Annotated in this window: 13 protein-coding genes; 10 read left to right on the top strand and 3 right to left on the bottom strand. The window is 66.3% G+C overall.

Annotation, left to right across the window (positions count from 1 at the left end; genetic code table 11):
* Positions 1-75: 75 nt before the first annotated feature.
* On the bottom strand, positions 76-921 hold the full coding sequence (gene fghA, locus FLQ03_RS11885; RefSeq protein ID WP_206210965.1) for an S-formylglutathione hydrolase: 846 nt from the start codon (positions 919-921) through the stop codon (positions 76-78).
* A 55-nt stretch (positions 922-976) separates the two neighbouring features.
* Positions 977-2104, bottom strand: coding sequence for an S-(hydroxymethyl)glutathione dehydrogenase/class III alcohol dehydrogenase (locus tag FLQ03_RS11880; RefSeq protein WP_144370948.1), 1128 nt, complete (start codon positions 2102-2104; stop codon positions 977-979).
* Positions 2105-2203: 99 nt separating this feature from the next.
* On the opposite strand from FLQ03_RS11880, the gene FLQ03_RS11875 reads away from it, so the two are divergent.
* The 10 genes from FLQ03_RS11875 (at position 2204) to FLQ03_RS11835 (ending at position 11490) form a co-directional block, all read left to right on the top strand.
* Positions 2204-3094, top strand: coding sequence for a LysR substrate-binding domain-containing protein (locus FLQ03_RS11875; RefSeq protein ID WP_144370947.1), 891 nt, complete (start codon positions 2204-2206; stop codon positions 3092-3094).
* Positions 3095-3310: 216 nt separating this feature from the next.
* Positions 3311-3952 (top strand): pyridoxamine 5'-phosphate oxidase, encoded by a 642-nt coding sequence (pdxH, locus tag FLQ03_RS11870; RefSeq protein ID WP_144370946.1) that lies wholly within the window; start codon positions 3311-3313, stop codon positions 3950-3952.
* A 307-nt stretch (positions 3953-4259) separates the two neighbouring features.
* Entirely contained in the window at positions 4260-5768 is a 1509-nt protein-coding gene (locus FLQ03_RS11865) for a M4 family metallopeptidase (RefSeq protein WP_144370945.1), read from the top strand.
* 68 nt (positions 5769-5836) lie between these two features.
* Positions 5837-7093, top strand: coding sequence for a M20/M25/M40 family metallo-hydrolase (locus FLQ03_RS11860; RefSeq protein WP_206210956.1), 1257 nt, complete (start codon positions 5837-5839; stop codon positions 7091-7093).
* 53 nt (positions 7094-7146) lie between these two features.
* Entirely contained in the window at positions 7147-7629 is a 483-nt protein-coding gene (locus tag FLQ03_RS11855) for a YehS family protein (protein ID WP_144370943.1), read from the top strand.
* Between the two features lie 429 nt (positions 7630-8058).
* The gene (locus tag FLQ03_RS19135) at positions 8059-8220 is read left to right on the top strand and encodes a hypothetical protein (RefSeq protein ID WP_170252399.1); all 162 of its coding nucleotides are present in this window, start codon (positions 8059-8061) and stop codon (positions 8218-8220) included.
* Positions 8221-8320: 100 nt separating this feature from the next.
* A complete protein-coding gene (locus FLQ03_RS11850) occupies positions 8321-9127 on the top strand; it encodes a helix-turn-helix transcriptional regulator (protein WP_170252398.1) in 807 nt (268 codons plus the stop codon).
* A 99-nt stretch (positions 9128-9226) separates the two neighbouring features.
* The gene (locus FLQ03_RS11845) at positions 9227-9766 is read left to right on the top strand and encodes a YbhB/YbcL family Raf kinase inhibitor-like protein (RefSeq protein WP_144370941.1); all 540 of its coding nucleotides are present in this window, start codon (positions 9227-9229) and stop codon (positions 9764-9766) included.
* 234 nt (positions 9767-10000) lie between these two features.
* On the top strand, positions 10001-11179 hold the full coding sequence (locus FLQ03_RS11840) for an aminotransferase class I/II-fold pyridoxal phosphate-dependent enzyme (protein ID WP_144370940.1): 1179 nt from the start codon (positions 10001-10003) through the stop codon (positions 11177-11179).
* Positions 11176-11490 (top strand): GIY-YIG nuclease family protein, encoded by a 315-nt coding sequence (locus FLQ03_RS11835; protein WP_144370939.1) that lies wholly within the window; start codon positions 11176-11178, stop codon positions 11488-11490. The genes FLQ03_RS11840 and FLQ03_RS11835 overlap by 4 nt, the downstream gene beginning before the upstream one ends.
* On the opposite strand, the gene FLQ03_RS11830 is transcribed toward FLQ03_RS11835, so the two are convergent.
* Positions 11448-13409 (bottom strand): EAL domain-containing protein, encoded by a 1962-nt coding sequence (locus FLQ03_RS11830; RefSeq protein ID WP_144370938.1) that lies wholly within the window; start codon positions 13407-13409, stop codon positions 11448-11450. The genes FLQ03_RS11835 and FLQ03_RS11830 overlap by 43 nt on opposite strands.
* Between the last annotated feature and the right edge of the window lie 157 nt (positions 13410-13566).

The following is a 13566-nucleotide window of genomic DNA, read 5'->3' as shown; positions in this document are numbered from 1 at the left end:
ATTCTAGCCGAAAACCCGCCGCCGGAGAGGGGAAGGGGCGACGATGGCGTTTGATCGTCGCCAAAGCATGGCGTGCTATTGCATGGCTGCTTGCAGGTATTCCGCGTGGAAACGCAGCTGCGTCTCGATAAAGCTGGCCACAAAGTAATAGCTGTGGTCGTAGCCCGGGTGACGGTGCAATTGCAGCGGGTAGCCGCTGTTGGCCGCGGCCGCTTCCAGTGCCTGCGGCTGCAGCTGGCTATCGAGAAAGCTGTCAGCCAGCCCCACGTCCACCCGGCACGGCAAGGCGCTGGCGGGCGTGGCGGTCGCCATCAGCTCGCTGGCGTCCCATGCCAGCCAGGCGCTGGGGTCGTCGCCCAGGTAGGCGGCAAACGCCTTCTGCCCCCACGGCACGTTCACCGGGTTGGCAATCGGGCTGAACGCCGATACCGATACGTAATCCTGCGGCCGTTTCAGCGCACACAGCAGCGCGCCGTGGCCGCCCATGCTGTGGCCGGCAATCGCCGCGGGGCCAAAATCAAAGTGGGCTGCCAGCAAAGCCGGCAGCTCCTGGCTGACGTAGTCGTACATGCGGTAATGCGCCGCCCACGGTGCCTGGGTGGCATTCAGGTAAAAACCGGCGCCCTGCCCCAGGTCGTACGCCGGGTCGTCGGCCACGCCGTCGCCACGCGGGCTGGTATCCGGCGCCACGATGGCGATGCCCAGCTCGGCTGCCACACGCTGGGCGCCGGCTTTCTGCATGAAGTTTTCGTCGCTGCAGGTCAGGCCGGACAGCCAGTACAGCAGCGGCACGCGTGCACCGGCCAAGACCGCCGGCGGCAGGTAGACGGCAAAGCGCATGCTGCAGCCGAGCACGGCCGAGGCGTGGGTGTACTGGCGGTGCTCGCCGCCAAAACTGCGATTGCAGCTGATCTGTTGCAGGGTCATGGTGGTTTCCTGACTGCGGCCAACCCCAGGTTGGCCGCAAGGCGATGGGTTACTGGTAGTGCACCACGCTGCGGATGCTCTTGCCTTCGTGCATCAGGTCGAAAGCGGTGTTGATGTCGTCCAGCGCCATGGTGTGGGTGATGAAGTCGTCGAGGCGGAATTCGCCGTTCAGGTAGCGTTCCACGAAGTGCGGCAGCTCGGAGCGGCCACGCACGCCGCCAAAGGCGGAGCCGCGCCACACGCGGCCGGTCACCAGCTGGAACGGGCGGGTGCTGATTTCCTGGCCGGCGCCGGCCACGCCGATGATCACCGACTCGCCCCAGCCCTTGTGGCAGCACTCCAGCGCCGAGCGCATCACGTTCACGTTACCGATGCACTCGAACGAGAAGTCCACGCCGCCGTCGGTCATCTCCACGATCACGTCCTGGATCGGCTTGGCAAAGTGCTGCGGGTTGATCACGTCGGTCGCGCCCAGCTTCTGCGCCAGCGCGAACTTGCTCTCGTTGATGTCGATACCGATGATGCGGCTGGCACCGGCCATGCGCGCGCCGATGATGGCCGACAGGCCGATGCCGCCCAGGCCGAAGATGGCTACGGTGTCGCCGGCCTTCACCTTGGCGGTGTTCATCACCGCGCCCATGCCGGTGGTGACGCCGCAGCCCAGCAGGCACACTTCTTCCAGCGGTGCCGTCGGGTTCACCTTGGCCAGCGAGATTTCCGGCAGCACGGTGTATTCGGCAAAGGTGGAGGTGCCCATGTAGTGGTAGATCGGCTGGCCGTCTTTGGAAAAGCGCGTGGTGCCGTCCGGCATCAGGCCCTTGCCCTGGGTAGCGCGGATCTTCTGGCACAGATTGGTCTTGCCGGATTTGCAGAACTTGCACTCGCCGCATTCCGGCGTGTACAGCGGAATCACATGGTCGCCCACCGCCACGCTGGTGACGCCCTCGCCCACCGATTCCACAATGCCGGCGCCTTCGTGGCCCAGGATGCAGGGGAAGATGCCTTCCGGGTCGTCGCCGGACAGCGTAAAGGCGTCGGTATGGCACACGCCGGTAGCCACCAGCTTGACGCGCACTTCGCCAGCTTGCGGCGGCATCACCTGCACTTCTTCGATGGACAGCGGCTGGCCGGCAGCCCAGGCAACGGCGGCTTTACAGGTAATGGTGGTGGCAGTCATGGTGGTTTCCCGTCAGTAAAAAGGTTGGCCGCATTGTATTGGGCTTTGATTGCGGGATAATCCACGCTATCGGCAAATGATTTTTTACAGGGTGCAATAATGCTGGCATGGGAAGGGGTGTGCGAATTTGCCGCCGTAGCGGAACACGGCAGCTTTACCCGCGCCGCGCAGGTGCTGGGGCTGTCGGTATCGCAGGTGAGCCGCCAACTGACGCGGCTGGAAGCGCGGCTGGGCACCCAGCTGCTGTACCGCAGTACCCGCCACGTCACGCTCACCGACACCGGCCAGCTCTACCTGCAGCACTGCCGCCAGTTGCTGGACTCGCTGGGCGAGGCCGAGCGCGCGGTGTCGCAGCACCTGTCCACGCCGCAAGGCAGCCTGAAAGTGACCGCGCCGCTGGCCTACGGCGAAAGCCACATCGCGCCGCTGCTGCTGCAGTTCGGCCAGCGCTACCCGGCGCTGGACATCAAGCTGCAGCTGAGCAACGAGGTGCTGGACCTGGTACACGACGGCTACGACCTGGCCATCCGCATCGGCCAGCTGCCCGACTCCAGCCTGATCGCGCGCCGGCTGGCCGGCCGCCACCTGCACATTTGCGCCGCACCGGCCTACCTGGCTGCGCACGGCACGCCACACACCCTGGCCACGCTGGAGCAGCACAACTGCCTGCTGGGCAGCCACGAGCACTGGTTCATCGGCGAACACGGCAAGCGCCGCCCGCTGCGGGTACACGGCCGCCTGCGCTGCAACAGCGGCCACGCGCTCACCCAAGCGGCACTGGCCGGCCACGGCATCGTGCAGCTACCCGATTACTACGTGGCCGCGCACCTGGCCAGCGGCGCACTGCAAGCGCTGCTGACCGCCTGGCAGCCGCCGGAAGAAGGCATCTGGGCGCTGTACCCGCACAACCGCCAGCTATCGCCCAAGGTGCGCATGTTGGTGGATTTCCTGGCAAACAGTCTGGGCCAGCCGCCAGCCGCCGGCGTATGATGGCGGCCAACCCCGTGCGGCGCCGACGCCGCACCAGGCTGCAGCGCCAGGCACCGGCTAGCGCGTACTGGCCCCGGCAAAGCCGGGCCGCACCACCTTAGTCCTTGCGTCCGCAGCCTTGCTGCTTTCAAGACCCACCCGGTTTGCGCTGCCAAGCGGGTGGGTTATCGATCTCGGGCGGCGCCAACGCCGCCCTCATGCCTGTGGAGCCCGACCATGTCGCTGAACCTCGCCGATATCCGCCTCGAATACAGCAAGAAAGAACTGTCGCCCGACGATTGCCTGCCGGACGCGGTAGCCCAGTTTGAAGTGTGGCTGAACGAAGCCATCGCCTCGCAGGTGCACGAACCCACCGCCATGCACATCGCCACCGTAGACGACAGCGGCCGCCCGTCGGCGCGCATCGTGCTGCTCAAAGGCGTGGAAAACGGCCAACTGGTGTTCTACACCAACTACCTTAGCCGCAAAGGTCGCCAGCTGGCGGCCAACCCCTATGTGGCGGTGACCTTCTTCTGGCCGGAGCTGGAACGCCAGGTACGCATTGAAGGCCGCGTGGCGCAAGTGGCGCCCGAGGTATCCGACGCCTACTTCGCCAGCCGCCCGTACACCAGCCGCATCGGCGCTTGGGCCAGCGAACAGAGTACCGAGATCGACAGCAAGACCGTGCTGGTGACCCGTGCCGCCAGCTTTGGCCTGAAGCACCCGCTGTCGGTACCGCGCCCGCCGCACTGGGGAGGTTACGCCATCGTGCCGGACCGCATCGAATTCTGGCAGGGCCGCCCCAGCCGCCTGCACGACCGCGTGCTGTACACGCTGGCCGCCGACGCCAGCTGGGCACGCAGCCGCCTGGCGCCCTGAGTTTACCCTGCGCTAACCCACAAGCCGCCCACGGGCGGCTTGTTGCATTTTGAAGTCAAAAACAGAAAAGACGCTTTCATTTCAAACAGAATCTAAACGCGTAGATTATTCATTTTGGCTACACAGGCGCCTGAACGAAAGGACAGATAAATGCCAACAGCCATGACGTGCGCTTGAACACCCTGACTGGCAGGCGGATAACAGCTGCACCAAGCCATTGACCTGCAAGGGAAATACCTGTCCGCAGAGACAGGCTACCTGCAGGCAGTGGGGCGGCAACTCGCACAATCCAACACAGGAGTACGAAGTGAAAGCACGCAACCTTCCGCTGCACGCGCTGGCGCTGGCCACCGCACTGGCCTTCCCGGCTGCCGCCCAGGCCGCCACCGTCATCGATCTGTCCGCCCCGCAAGCCCGCAGCCTGGCCAGCGGCAGCGCCGCCTCGCTGCAAAGCCTGACCGGTGCCCAGGCCGGCGACCTCAAAGTACTGCGCAGCGCCACGCTGCCGAACGGTAAAACCGTCACCCGCTACCAGCAGTACTTCCAGGGCGTGCCGGTATGGGGCGAAGCCATCGTGGAAGAGGCCGACAGCAACGCCCGCAGCCTCGCCGGCGCCAGCAGCCGCAGCGGCCGCTTCATTGCCGACATCCAGCAAGATCTGGCCAGCGCCCGCCCGGCGCTGAGTGCGCAGCAGGTGCTGGCACAGGCCAAGAGCCTGAAAGCCGCCGGCCGAGCCACCCGCAATGACAAGGCCGAGCTGGTGGTCCAGCTGGGCAAGAACAACGTGGCGCAGCTGGTTTACCTGGTGTCGTTCTTTGTCGGCGGCCAGCAGCCCAGCCGCCCGCACTTCGTCATCGATGCCAATAACGGTACCGTGCTGCAACAGTGGGAAGGCCTGGCCCACGCCGACGCCACCGGCCCCGGCGGCAACCAGAAAACCGGCAAGTACGAATACGGCACCCAATATGGCCCGCTGAAAGTGACCAGCGATTGCAAGATGGACAGCGGTACGGTGGTGACCGTCGACCTGCAGCACAGCGACGACGAGAACAACCCCAAGACCACCCCGTTCCAGTTTGCTTGCCCGCGCAACACCTACAAGACCGTCAACGGCGCCTACTCGCCGATGAACGACGCGCACTTCTTCGGCGGCGTCATCTACAACATGTACCAGCAATGGCTGGGTGTGGCGCCGATCCGCGGCAAACTGCACATGCGCGTGCACTTCGGCACCGGCTATGAAAACGCGTTCTGGGACGGTGCCTACATGAACTTCGGCGACGGCGCGTCCACCTTCTACCCGCTGGTTTCGCTGGACGTGTCCTCGCACGAGGTCAGCCATGGCTTTACCGAGCAGAACTCGGGCCTGGTGTACCAGAACCAGTCCGGCGGCATGAACGAGGCCTACTCCGACATCGCCGGTGAGGCCGCCGAGTACTTCGCCCGCGGCAAGAACGATTGGCTGGTAGGCAGCGAGATCTTCAAGGCCAGCGGCGCGCTGCGCTACATGGCCACCCCCACCAAGGACGGCCGCTCCATCGACAATGCCCGTAACTACCGCGCCGGCATGGACCCGCACCTGTCCAGCGGCGTGTACAACAAGGCGTTCTACCTGCTGGCCACCAAAACCGGCTGGAACACCCGCAAGGCGTTTGAAGTGTTTGCCGACGCCAACCGCTTTTACTGGACGGCCAACGCCACCTACAACAGCGGCGCGTGCGGCGTAGTGAAAGCTGCGCAAAACCGTGGCTACGCCGCTGCCGACGTGACTGCCGCGTTCAAGAGCGTGGGCGTCGCGTGCAGCAAGCCGCTGTAAGCCCGTAGCCCGCACCGGTGCCGCCCTGTGCGGTACCGGTTTTTTTGCGCCCGGAAAAGGAATACGCCATGACACTCCGCCCCCTGCTACTGGCTACCCTGCTGGCCAGCCCTTTCTGCCATGCCGCGCCGGTGTGGCTGTCCATCGGTGACGATGGCTACCGCCTGCTGCAACAACTGTCACCGGCCAGCGCCAGCCGCGAACAGCACACCCTGCGCAACGACAGCGGCCGCCCGGCCAGCCAGCGCAGCCTGGCCCCCAGCCAGGAAACCGTGCACCTGGTGCAGGTAGACGACAGCCTGCTGCCGGCGCTGAGCGAAGCCATCCATCACCAGAAACGCCATTGTGGCGGCTATATGGTGCACACCAGCCTGAACCACGCGCGCCAGAGCGTGGCCGCCAGCGCGCGCAGCAGCCTGCTGGCCGCGACGGCCGCCCCCGACTACACGCTGCGCCAGCAAAAGCTGGTCAACCCGCTGTTGCCGCAACTGCAGGAAAGCAACCTGCTCACCACCATCGGCAGCCTGGCGGCCTACCAGAACCGCTTTTACACCACCAGCCACGGCGTCAATGCGGCCAACTGGCTGTACCGCCACTGGCAACAGCTGGCCAGCCGCCGCAGCGACATCAAGGTAGAGCAGGTCAGCCATACCGGCTACCCGCAAAAATCGGTCATGCTGACCGTACCGGGGCGCAGCAAGGCCAGCGAGGTGGTGGTACTGGGCGCGCACCTGGACTCCACCATCGGCAACACCACCGAAAACAGCCGCGCGCCGGGCGCCGACGATGACGCCAGCGGCGTTGCCACGCTCAGCGAGGTGATCCGCGTGCTGGCCGACGCCAACTACCGGCCGCAGCGCACGCTGAAGTTCATCGCCTACGCCGCCGAAGAGGTGGGCCTGCGCGGGTCCGGCGACATCGCCGCCCGCCATAAAAAGCAGAAAGCCAACGTGGTGGGCGTGCTGCAGCTGGACATGACCAACTGGCAAGGCAGCGCCGAGGACATCTACCTGTACACCGACTACACCAACGCTGCGCAAAATGCGTTTGTGGCCAATCTGATCCGCACCTACCAGCCTGCGCTGAAGGTGGGCTACGACAAATGCAACTACGGTTGCTCCGACCACGCCTCGTGGCACCAGCAAGGCTACGCGGCAACATTGCCGTTCGAATCGCGCTTTAGCGATTACAATCCCCATATTCACACCAGCGGCGACACGCTGGCCAATATGGGCAACCAGGCCGCGCACGCGCTGAAGTTTGCCCGCCTGGCCCTGTCCTACGCTGTCGAACTGGGGCAGGACGGCAACAGCGCCGCCCGCTGACGCCGCAAGGTTGGCCGCACGCCACCTGCGGCCAACCTTTTTGCGATACCACCATGCTCAACAACGACATCCTGCGCAGCGTGCGCTTCATCCTGAACATCAGCGACAAACGCATGCTGGCCATCCTGCAGCATGTGGAGCCGTACGCCGACGACGACTTTGCCGCCCTGCTGAAAAAAGACGACGAAGACGGCTTTGACAGCTGCAGCGACGAGCTGCTGTCCGCCTTCCTGGACGGCCTGATCATCGAACGCCGCGGCCGCCGCGACGACGCCCCGCTGCCGCCGCCAGCGCTGCGCCTGAACAACAACGACATCCTGAAAAAGCTGCGCGTGGCGTTCGAGCTGAAGCAGGAAGACATCGAAGCGCTGATCGCCCGTACCGGCTTCCAGGTGTCGTCGGCCGAAGTGGGCGCGCTGTTCCGCAAACCCGGCCACAAAAACTACCGCGTCTGCGGCGACCAGTTCCTGCGCTACCTGCTCAAGGGCCTGGCGATGAAGCACCGCCCGGACATGGCCCACAAGACGGGGGCATGATGCTGCCACTGCGTTGTCTGTTTGCCTTCTACGGCGCTGCCGGCAGCCTGCTGGAAATCAAGCGCCTGGACCAGCCGCCAGGCAGCCCGCCCGAGCAGGTGTACTAGGGCCTGTTAACGCTATTTTTGATGCGGCGGCGCTTGTCAGGCGGTGGCAATGCGCGAAAAACCGGGCGCAGCAGGGCGATCCCTGCCAGCACGGTTTGACAAAGCAGTGCCCCGCATGGCGCGCGCCCCGAAGGGCAGGCCCGATAAGCTTCCCACTGCGGCGTTGTCGGGCTTGCGCTGGGAACCACCCAGCGCATCGCCCTCCGCCTGGCATTGGAAAACTTCTCGAGCCTGCGCCGCAGCAAGAAATAGTGTTAACAGGCCCTAATGGTTGTGGCAGCCGGCCGCCAGCCATAGCTGGCAGCGGCTGGATTTCGCGGCCATGCAGACCGAACCGGCGCAGTACCGCCGCTTTACCCAGGGCGAGCTGTGGTTCGACGCCAGCCACGCACGCTTGCAACTGGCGGGTGCCGAACACACGCTGCCGGCCGGCGAGCCCGATGGCTGGCAGGCCAGCGTCAGTGCCTGGCTCACAGCCGCCTGACACCCGCCCGCAACGCGCAAGCGTTGGCCGCAGCCGCTCACGCCCCTCGCGGACAGCACCCCACTACGGCATGATGCGGCCAACCTGCCAGGAGCCCTCCATGTCCACCCTGCCGCTGTATATCTTTCGTAGCCTGCAACGCCAGCGCCTGGCGCGCGTGCCGGTGCTGTCCACGCTGCTGGTGGCCGTCGAGCACGGCGAGAAGCAGCTGCTCACCCGCCACGGTAGCTGGCATTGCCCGCCCGGCAGCTGGCTGGTGATTCCCGGCGGTCAGGAGGTGGACATCATCAACCAGCCCGACCGCCACGGTTACCGCGCCTGGACGCTGGTACAACCGCAACACTGGCTGCAACGGCTGCTGGCCCAGTACGGCAGCCAGCTACCGGCGCCGCCGTGGCAGGAAACTCCCCCCGTGTTCCGCCCGCACGCCGACGCCGTCGCCGCCTTGCAGCAATTGCAAACGCTGCTGCCGCAGGCCGAGGCCGGCACGCTGGGCGAGGCACGCGCCGAACACGCCTGGCAAGGCCTGATGCTGGCGCTGGCCGCCGCGCGCCAGGGTGCCGACCTGTTCCGCCAGCCACGGCAAGACGTGCGTGCGCAAATCCAGAGCCTGCTGGCCTTCGACCCGGCCCGCGACTGGCAAGCCACCGATATCGCCCGCCATCTGGCGATGAGCCCGGCTACGTTACGGCGCAGGTTGGCCGCCGAGCACACCTCGTTTTCCACCCTGCTGGGCGAGGTGCGCATGGAGCGGGCGCTGGGTCTGGTCAACAGCGGCAACCAGCCGCTGAGCGACGTGGCTGCCGCCTGCGGCTACCTGTCACCGTCGCGCTTTACCGCCGCCTTCCGCCAGCGCTTCGGCGTTACCCCCAGCCAGCTGCGCCAGCAACGCGACCATGCCGCCTGACGCGTGAGCGTTACGGCACAGTGGTTGCCGCTTCACGGCGCGCCACCGCCAGCGGAATAAGCGATGATGTCTTCATCATCCACCGCAACGGAGCGCACCATGTCCCGTCTTGTTCTGGCCAGCCTGCTGGCCGCCCTGGCCGTTCCGGCCACTGCCTTCGAACTGAGCAGCCCCGACCTGAAAGACGGCCAGCCGCTGGCCAAGGCGCAGGAGTTCAACAGCTTCGGCTGCCATGGCGGCAATGTATCGCCGGCCCTGAGCTGGACAAACGCCCCGGCCGGCACCAAGAGCTTTGCCGTCACCGTGTACGACCCGGATGCCCCCACCGGCAGCGGCTGGTGGCACTGGGTGCTGTTCGACCTGCCAGCCAGCAGCCAGGGTCTGCCCAGCGGCGCCGGTAACGCCAAAGGCAAACGCCCGGCCGGCAGCATCCAGAGCCTGACCGATTTCGGCGGCCCCGGCTTCGGCGGCGCCTGCCCGCCGCAAGGCGACCAACCGCACCGCTACATCTTCACCGTTCACGCGCTGAAAGTGGACAAGCTGGGGCTGGACAGCAAGGCCATGCCGGCGCTGGTGGGCTATATGCTCAATGCCAACAGTCTGGGCAAGGCCAGCCTGACGGCCACCTACCAGCGCTAAGCGCCCGGCAGCGGGCTAGTGGCGGCTTACAACGCAGCGACCACGGCCTTACCGGCACCGGCCAAGTCGGGCCGCGCCACATTCCCCCGAGCATCCGCAGCCCGCCCGCTTGCAAGACCCGGCTTGTTTGCGTTGCGAACAGGCCGGGTCATCCCGCGCCAGCCCGTCGGGGCAGGCTTGACAGTGGCCCTGCCGGCCACGCAGCATGCCGCCATGTTTGCGCCCGGAGCTGCCATGACCCGCCCCACCCTGCACCCCGATACGCTGGCCGTCCGCGCTGGCGAAGACCCGTTCCGCCCGCACGACGCACTGGCCGTACCGGTGGAGTTTGCCATCGCCCACGGTTACCCCGACGTGGCCAGCTGGGAGCAAGTGGCACGCGGCGACGCGCCCGGCCCGCTGTACAGCCGTAACACCGCACAGCCGGCCACGCTGGCGCTGGAAGCGAGGTTGGCCGCACTGGAAGGCGCCGAGGCAGCCGTGGCGTTCAGCAGCGGCATGGCCGCCATCAGCAGCACGCTCATGGCGCTGTTGCACCCCGGCGCCCGCGTGGTGGCCGGCAAGGACACCTACGGCGGCAGCCATTACCTGTTCCAGCACACGCTGCCGCACTGGGGCGTACAGGTGACGCTATGCGATACCACCGACGCCGACGCCTTTGCCGACGCCATGGCGCAGGGCTGCGACCTGTTGTACCTGGAATCGCCGACCAACCCGATGCTGAAAGTGCAGGACATCCGCCGTCTGGCCGCCGCCGGCCATGCCGCCGGGGCCGTGGTGGTGATCGACAACACCTTCGCCACCCCGGTGAACCAGCAGCCGCTGACACTGGGCGCCGACCTGGTGCTGCACAGCGCCACCAAGTTTCTGGGCGGCCACGCCGACGCCATGGGCGGTATCGCCTGCGGCAGCCGCGCGCTGACCGACAAGCTGCGCCACTACCGCGAGATCCACGGCGCCTGCCTGGACCCGATGAGCGCATTTCTGATCCTGCGCGGCATCAAGACGCTGGCACTGCGCATGCGCCAGCACAACGCCAACGCACTGGCGCTGGCGCAATGGCTGCAAAGCCACCCGGCCGTGGCACAGGTGAACTACCCCGGTCTGCCCGGCCACCCGCAGCACGCGCTGGCCGCCAGCCAGATGCAGGGCTTTGGCGGCGTGCTGAGCTTCGAGCTGGCCGGCGGCTTTGCCGCAGTGCAGGCCATGCTGCCGCGCTGCCAGTTGCTGATTCGCGCCGCCACGCTGGGCTCGGTGGATACGCTGCTGGGGATTCCCAGCACCACCAGCCATGTGGAATGCAGCGAGGCAGAACGGGTGGCACTGGGCATTCCGGGCGGTCTGATACGTTGCTCGGTGGGGATTGAAGACGTGCGCGACCTCATTGCCGACCTGGCACAGGCGCTGGCGTGAGTGACGGGCAGGCTGCGGCCAACCCCGGCCGCTTGTGGTATCTGTACGTGCTGCACTGCCGAGGCGGCAGCCTGTACACCGGCATCACCACCGATGTGGCCAAGCGCTACGCGGCGCACGCCGCCGGTAAGGGGGCGCGCTATACGCGCAGCTTTCCGCCGCTGAGCATTGCGCTGGTGCTGCAGTTTGACGGTAAAGGTGACGCGCTGGCCGCCGAGCACGCAGTGAAGGCGATGAGCGCCGCGCAGAAGCGAGCCTGGCTGGCAGCTCAGACGCAGGAAGCCGATTCGTCTGCCGGCAACGGCAGATAAGCCGGTAACAGCATGAAACTGTCCAGGTCGCGCGCCGCCGAAAACAGGTAACCCTGCGCCACGTCCACCCCCAGGCTGCGCACCTGCGCCAGCATGTCGGCGGTTTCGGTCCCTTCGGCCACCACCTGCGCGCCGCTGCGGTGCGCCGCTTCTACCGCCAGCGTCACCACATTGCAGGCTTTCTGGTTATCCAGATCGGCCACCAGCGACTGCTCCAGCTTCACCTCGGAAAAGGCGAACCGCGTCAGCAGCATCAGCGTGGAGTAACCGACGCCGAAGTCGTCCAGCGACAGGCTGAAGCCGTCCTCGGCCAGGCGTTGCATATTGCGCTCCACCTGCGGCAGTTGCAGCACATCGCACCATTCCACCACCTCCAGCCGCAGCGCGCTGCCGGGCAGCGCATAGCTGGCCATCAGCTGACACAGGCCGCTGGCAAAGTCGGGGCGGCACAGCGATTCGGTAGACACGTTCACCGCCACGCACAGCTCGGGAAAGCGTGCGCGCAAGCGCGGCAGCATCGCCACCACCGCTTGCAGCGACACCCATTCAAACTCGGCCAACCGGCCGCGCTGGCGCAGCAAGGTAATGACCCGCATCGCCGACACCGGTTGGCCGCTGGCGTGCTGCATGCGCAACAGCGCCTCGGCCCCCAGCAGGGCACCATCGCTGACGCGGACCTTGGGCTGCAGATGGATGGGCATGGTGTGCGGCGCCAGCCGCCAGCGGCTGAGGGCGGTCTCGATGTCGCGGTCGAGGCCGGTATCTTGGCGCAGCATGTCGTTGAAGTACGCCACGCCACCTTCGCGGGCAGTCAGCGCCAGCGTGATGTGGCGGTAGGCCGGCTCGTGGCCGGCGGCGCGGGCGTCGAGCTCCACCACGGCACAGCGAAAGCCCGGCACGAACTGCGGCCAGGCAGCGGTGAGGTATTCACCCAGCCGCAGCAGGAAATCATCCACCGCGCCCGACGTTTCCAGCGCCGGCAGGCGGGCATCGTGCAGCACGATGGCCAAGGAAAAATCGCCGTACTGGAACAACTGCCAGCGATAACCCTGCAGCGGCTGCCATAACGGTGCGTCGGCGGGCAACTGGCCCAGCCCCTGCCACAGCTTGCTGCCGGCTTGCGGGCCATACAACAGCAGGAAATCCCGCAGCCGGCACAGCTCCAGCACCAGCAGGCAACCCGCTGGTGCCGGCTGCATGGCCAGGCATTCGTCCAGCGCCAGCCGGTTGGGCAGCCCGCTCATCGCATCGGTGCGTACCAGCGCTTGCTCGCGGCGGCGCTGTGCATCGATCTGCGCGTCCATGTACACCATGCGCAACGACAGGTACAGGATGCAGAACGACAACGGCAGCACCAGCAGGCGCAGCATCAGCAATTGCGCCACCAAGCCGGCAGGCAAGGTGATGACGGTCAGCCCCAGCGCAAAACCGGCGTAGGTCGCCACCACGCGGACCAGCCATACCTTCAGCACCACCCGCAAGCTGAAGCGGCGGCGAATGGGCAACAGGCAACGCCGGTGCAACAGGCAACCCAGTAGCACCGGTACCGCCGTGTCCAGCATGCTGGCCAGCAGCCGGTCGGTCCCGGCGAACTGCCAGCGCGCCAGCGTGTTCAGCACATAACAGGCCAGCCCGCCCGGCCAGCCACCCAGTACCCCGCTGAGCAGCAGCAGGTCGGTGGTGAGATTCAGCTTCACCGGGCCCTTCATCGACGCCGATACGAACCAGGTGATCAGGTAGATGGTAAGCCCCATGCCCAGCCCCAGATGCAGGCCGCGCTGACGGATGGCCACCCCGCGATAACGGGTCAGCACCAGGACGGTACCGATCATGCCGATCGCTGCCGCAGCCTGTAACGCAAACAGCGGCAGGCTGGGCAGGGCGGAAAAGAACAGCTCGCTCAAGGCGGAAAGGATCATGGCGACAAGACCGCAACGTGGTACACAGCTGTCAGCATAGCGAGCAAGCTGCCTGCGCTATAAAAGCCAAGCTGTCACCAGCCCGCCGTTGCCTGCTGGCCGGCGGATCTGGCACCCACACCAGGTGTTAAGCAATGCTAAACAGCTGGCTCAGTAT

It is taken from the genome of Vogesella urethralis (assembly GCF_007644045.2).
In the GTDB taxonomy this organism is placed as follows: domain Bacteria; phylum Pseudomonadota; class Gammaproteobacteria; order Burkholderiales; family Chromobacteriaceae; genus Vogesella; species Vogesella urethralis.
This window is presented reverse-complemented; position numbering and strand designations above follow the sequence as displayed.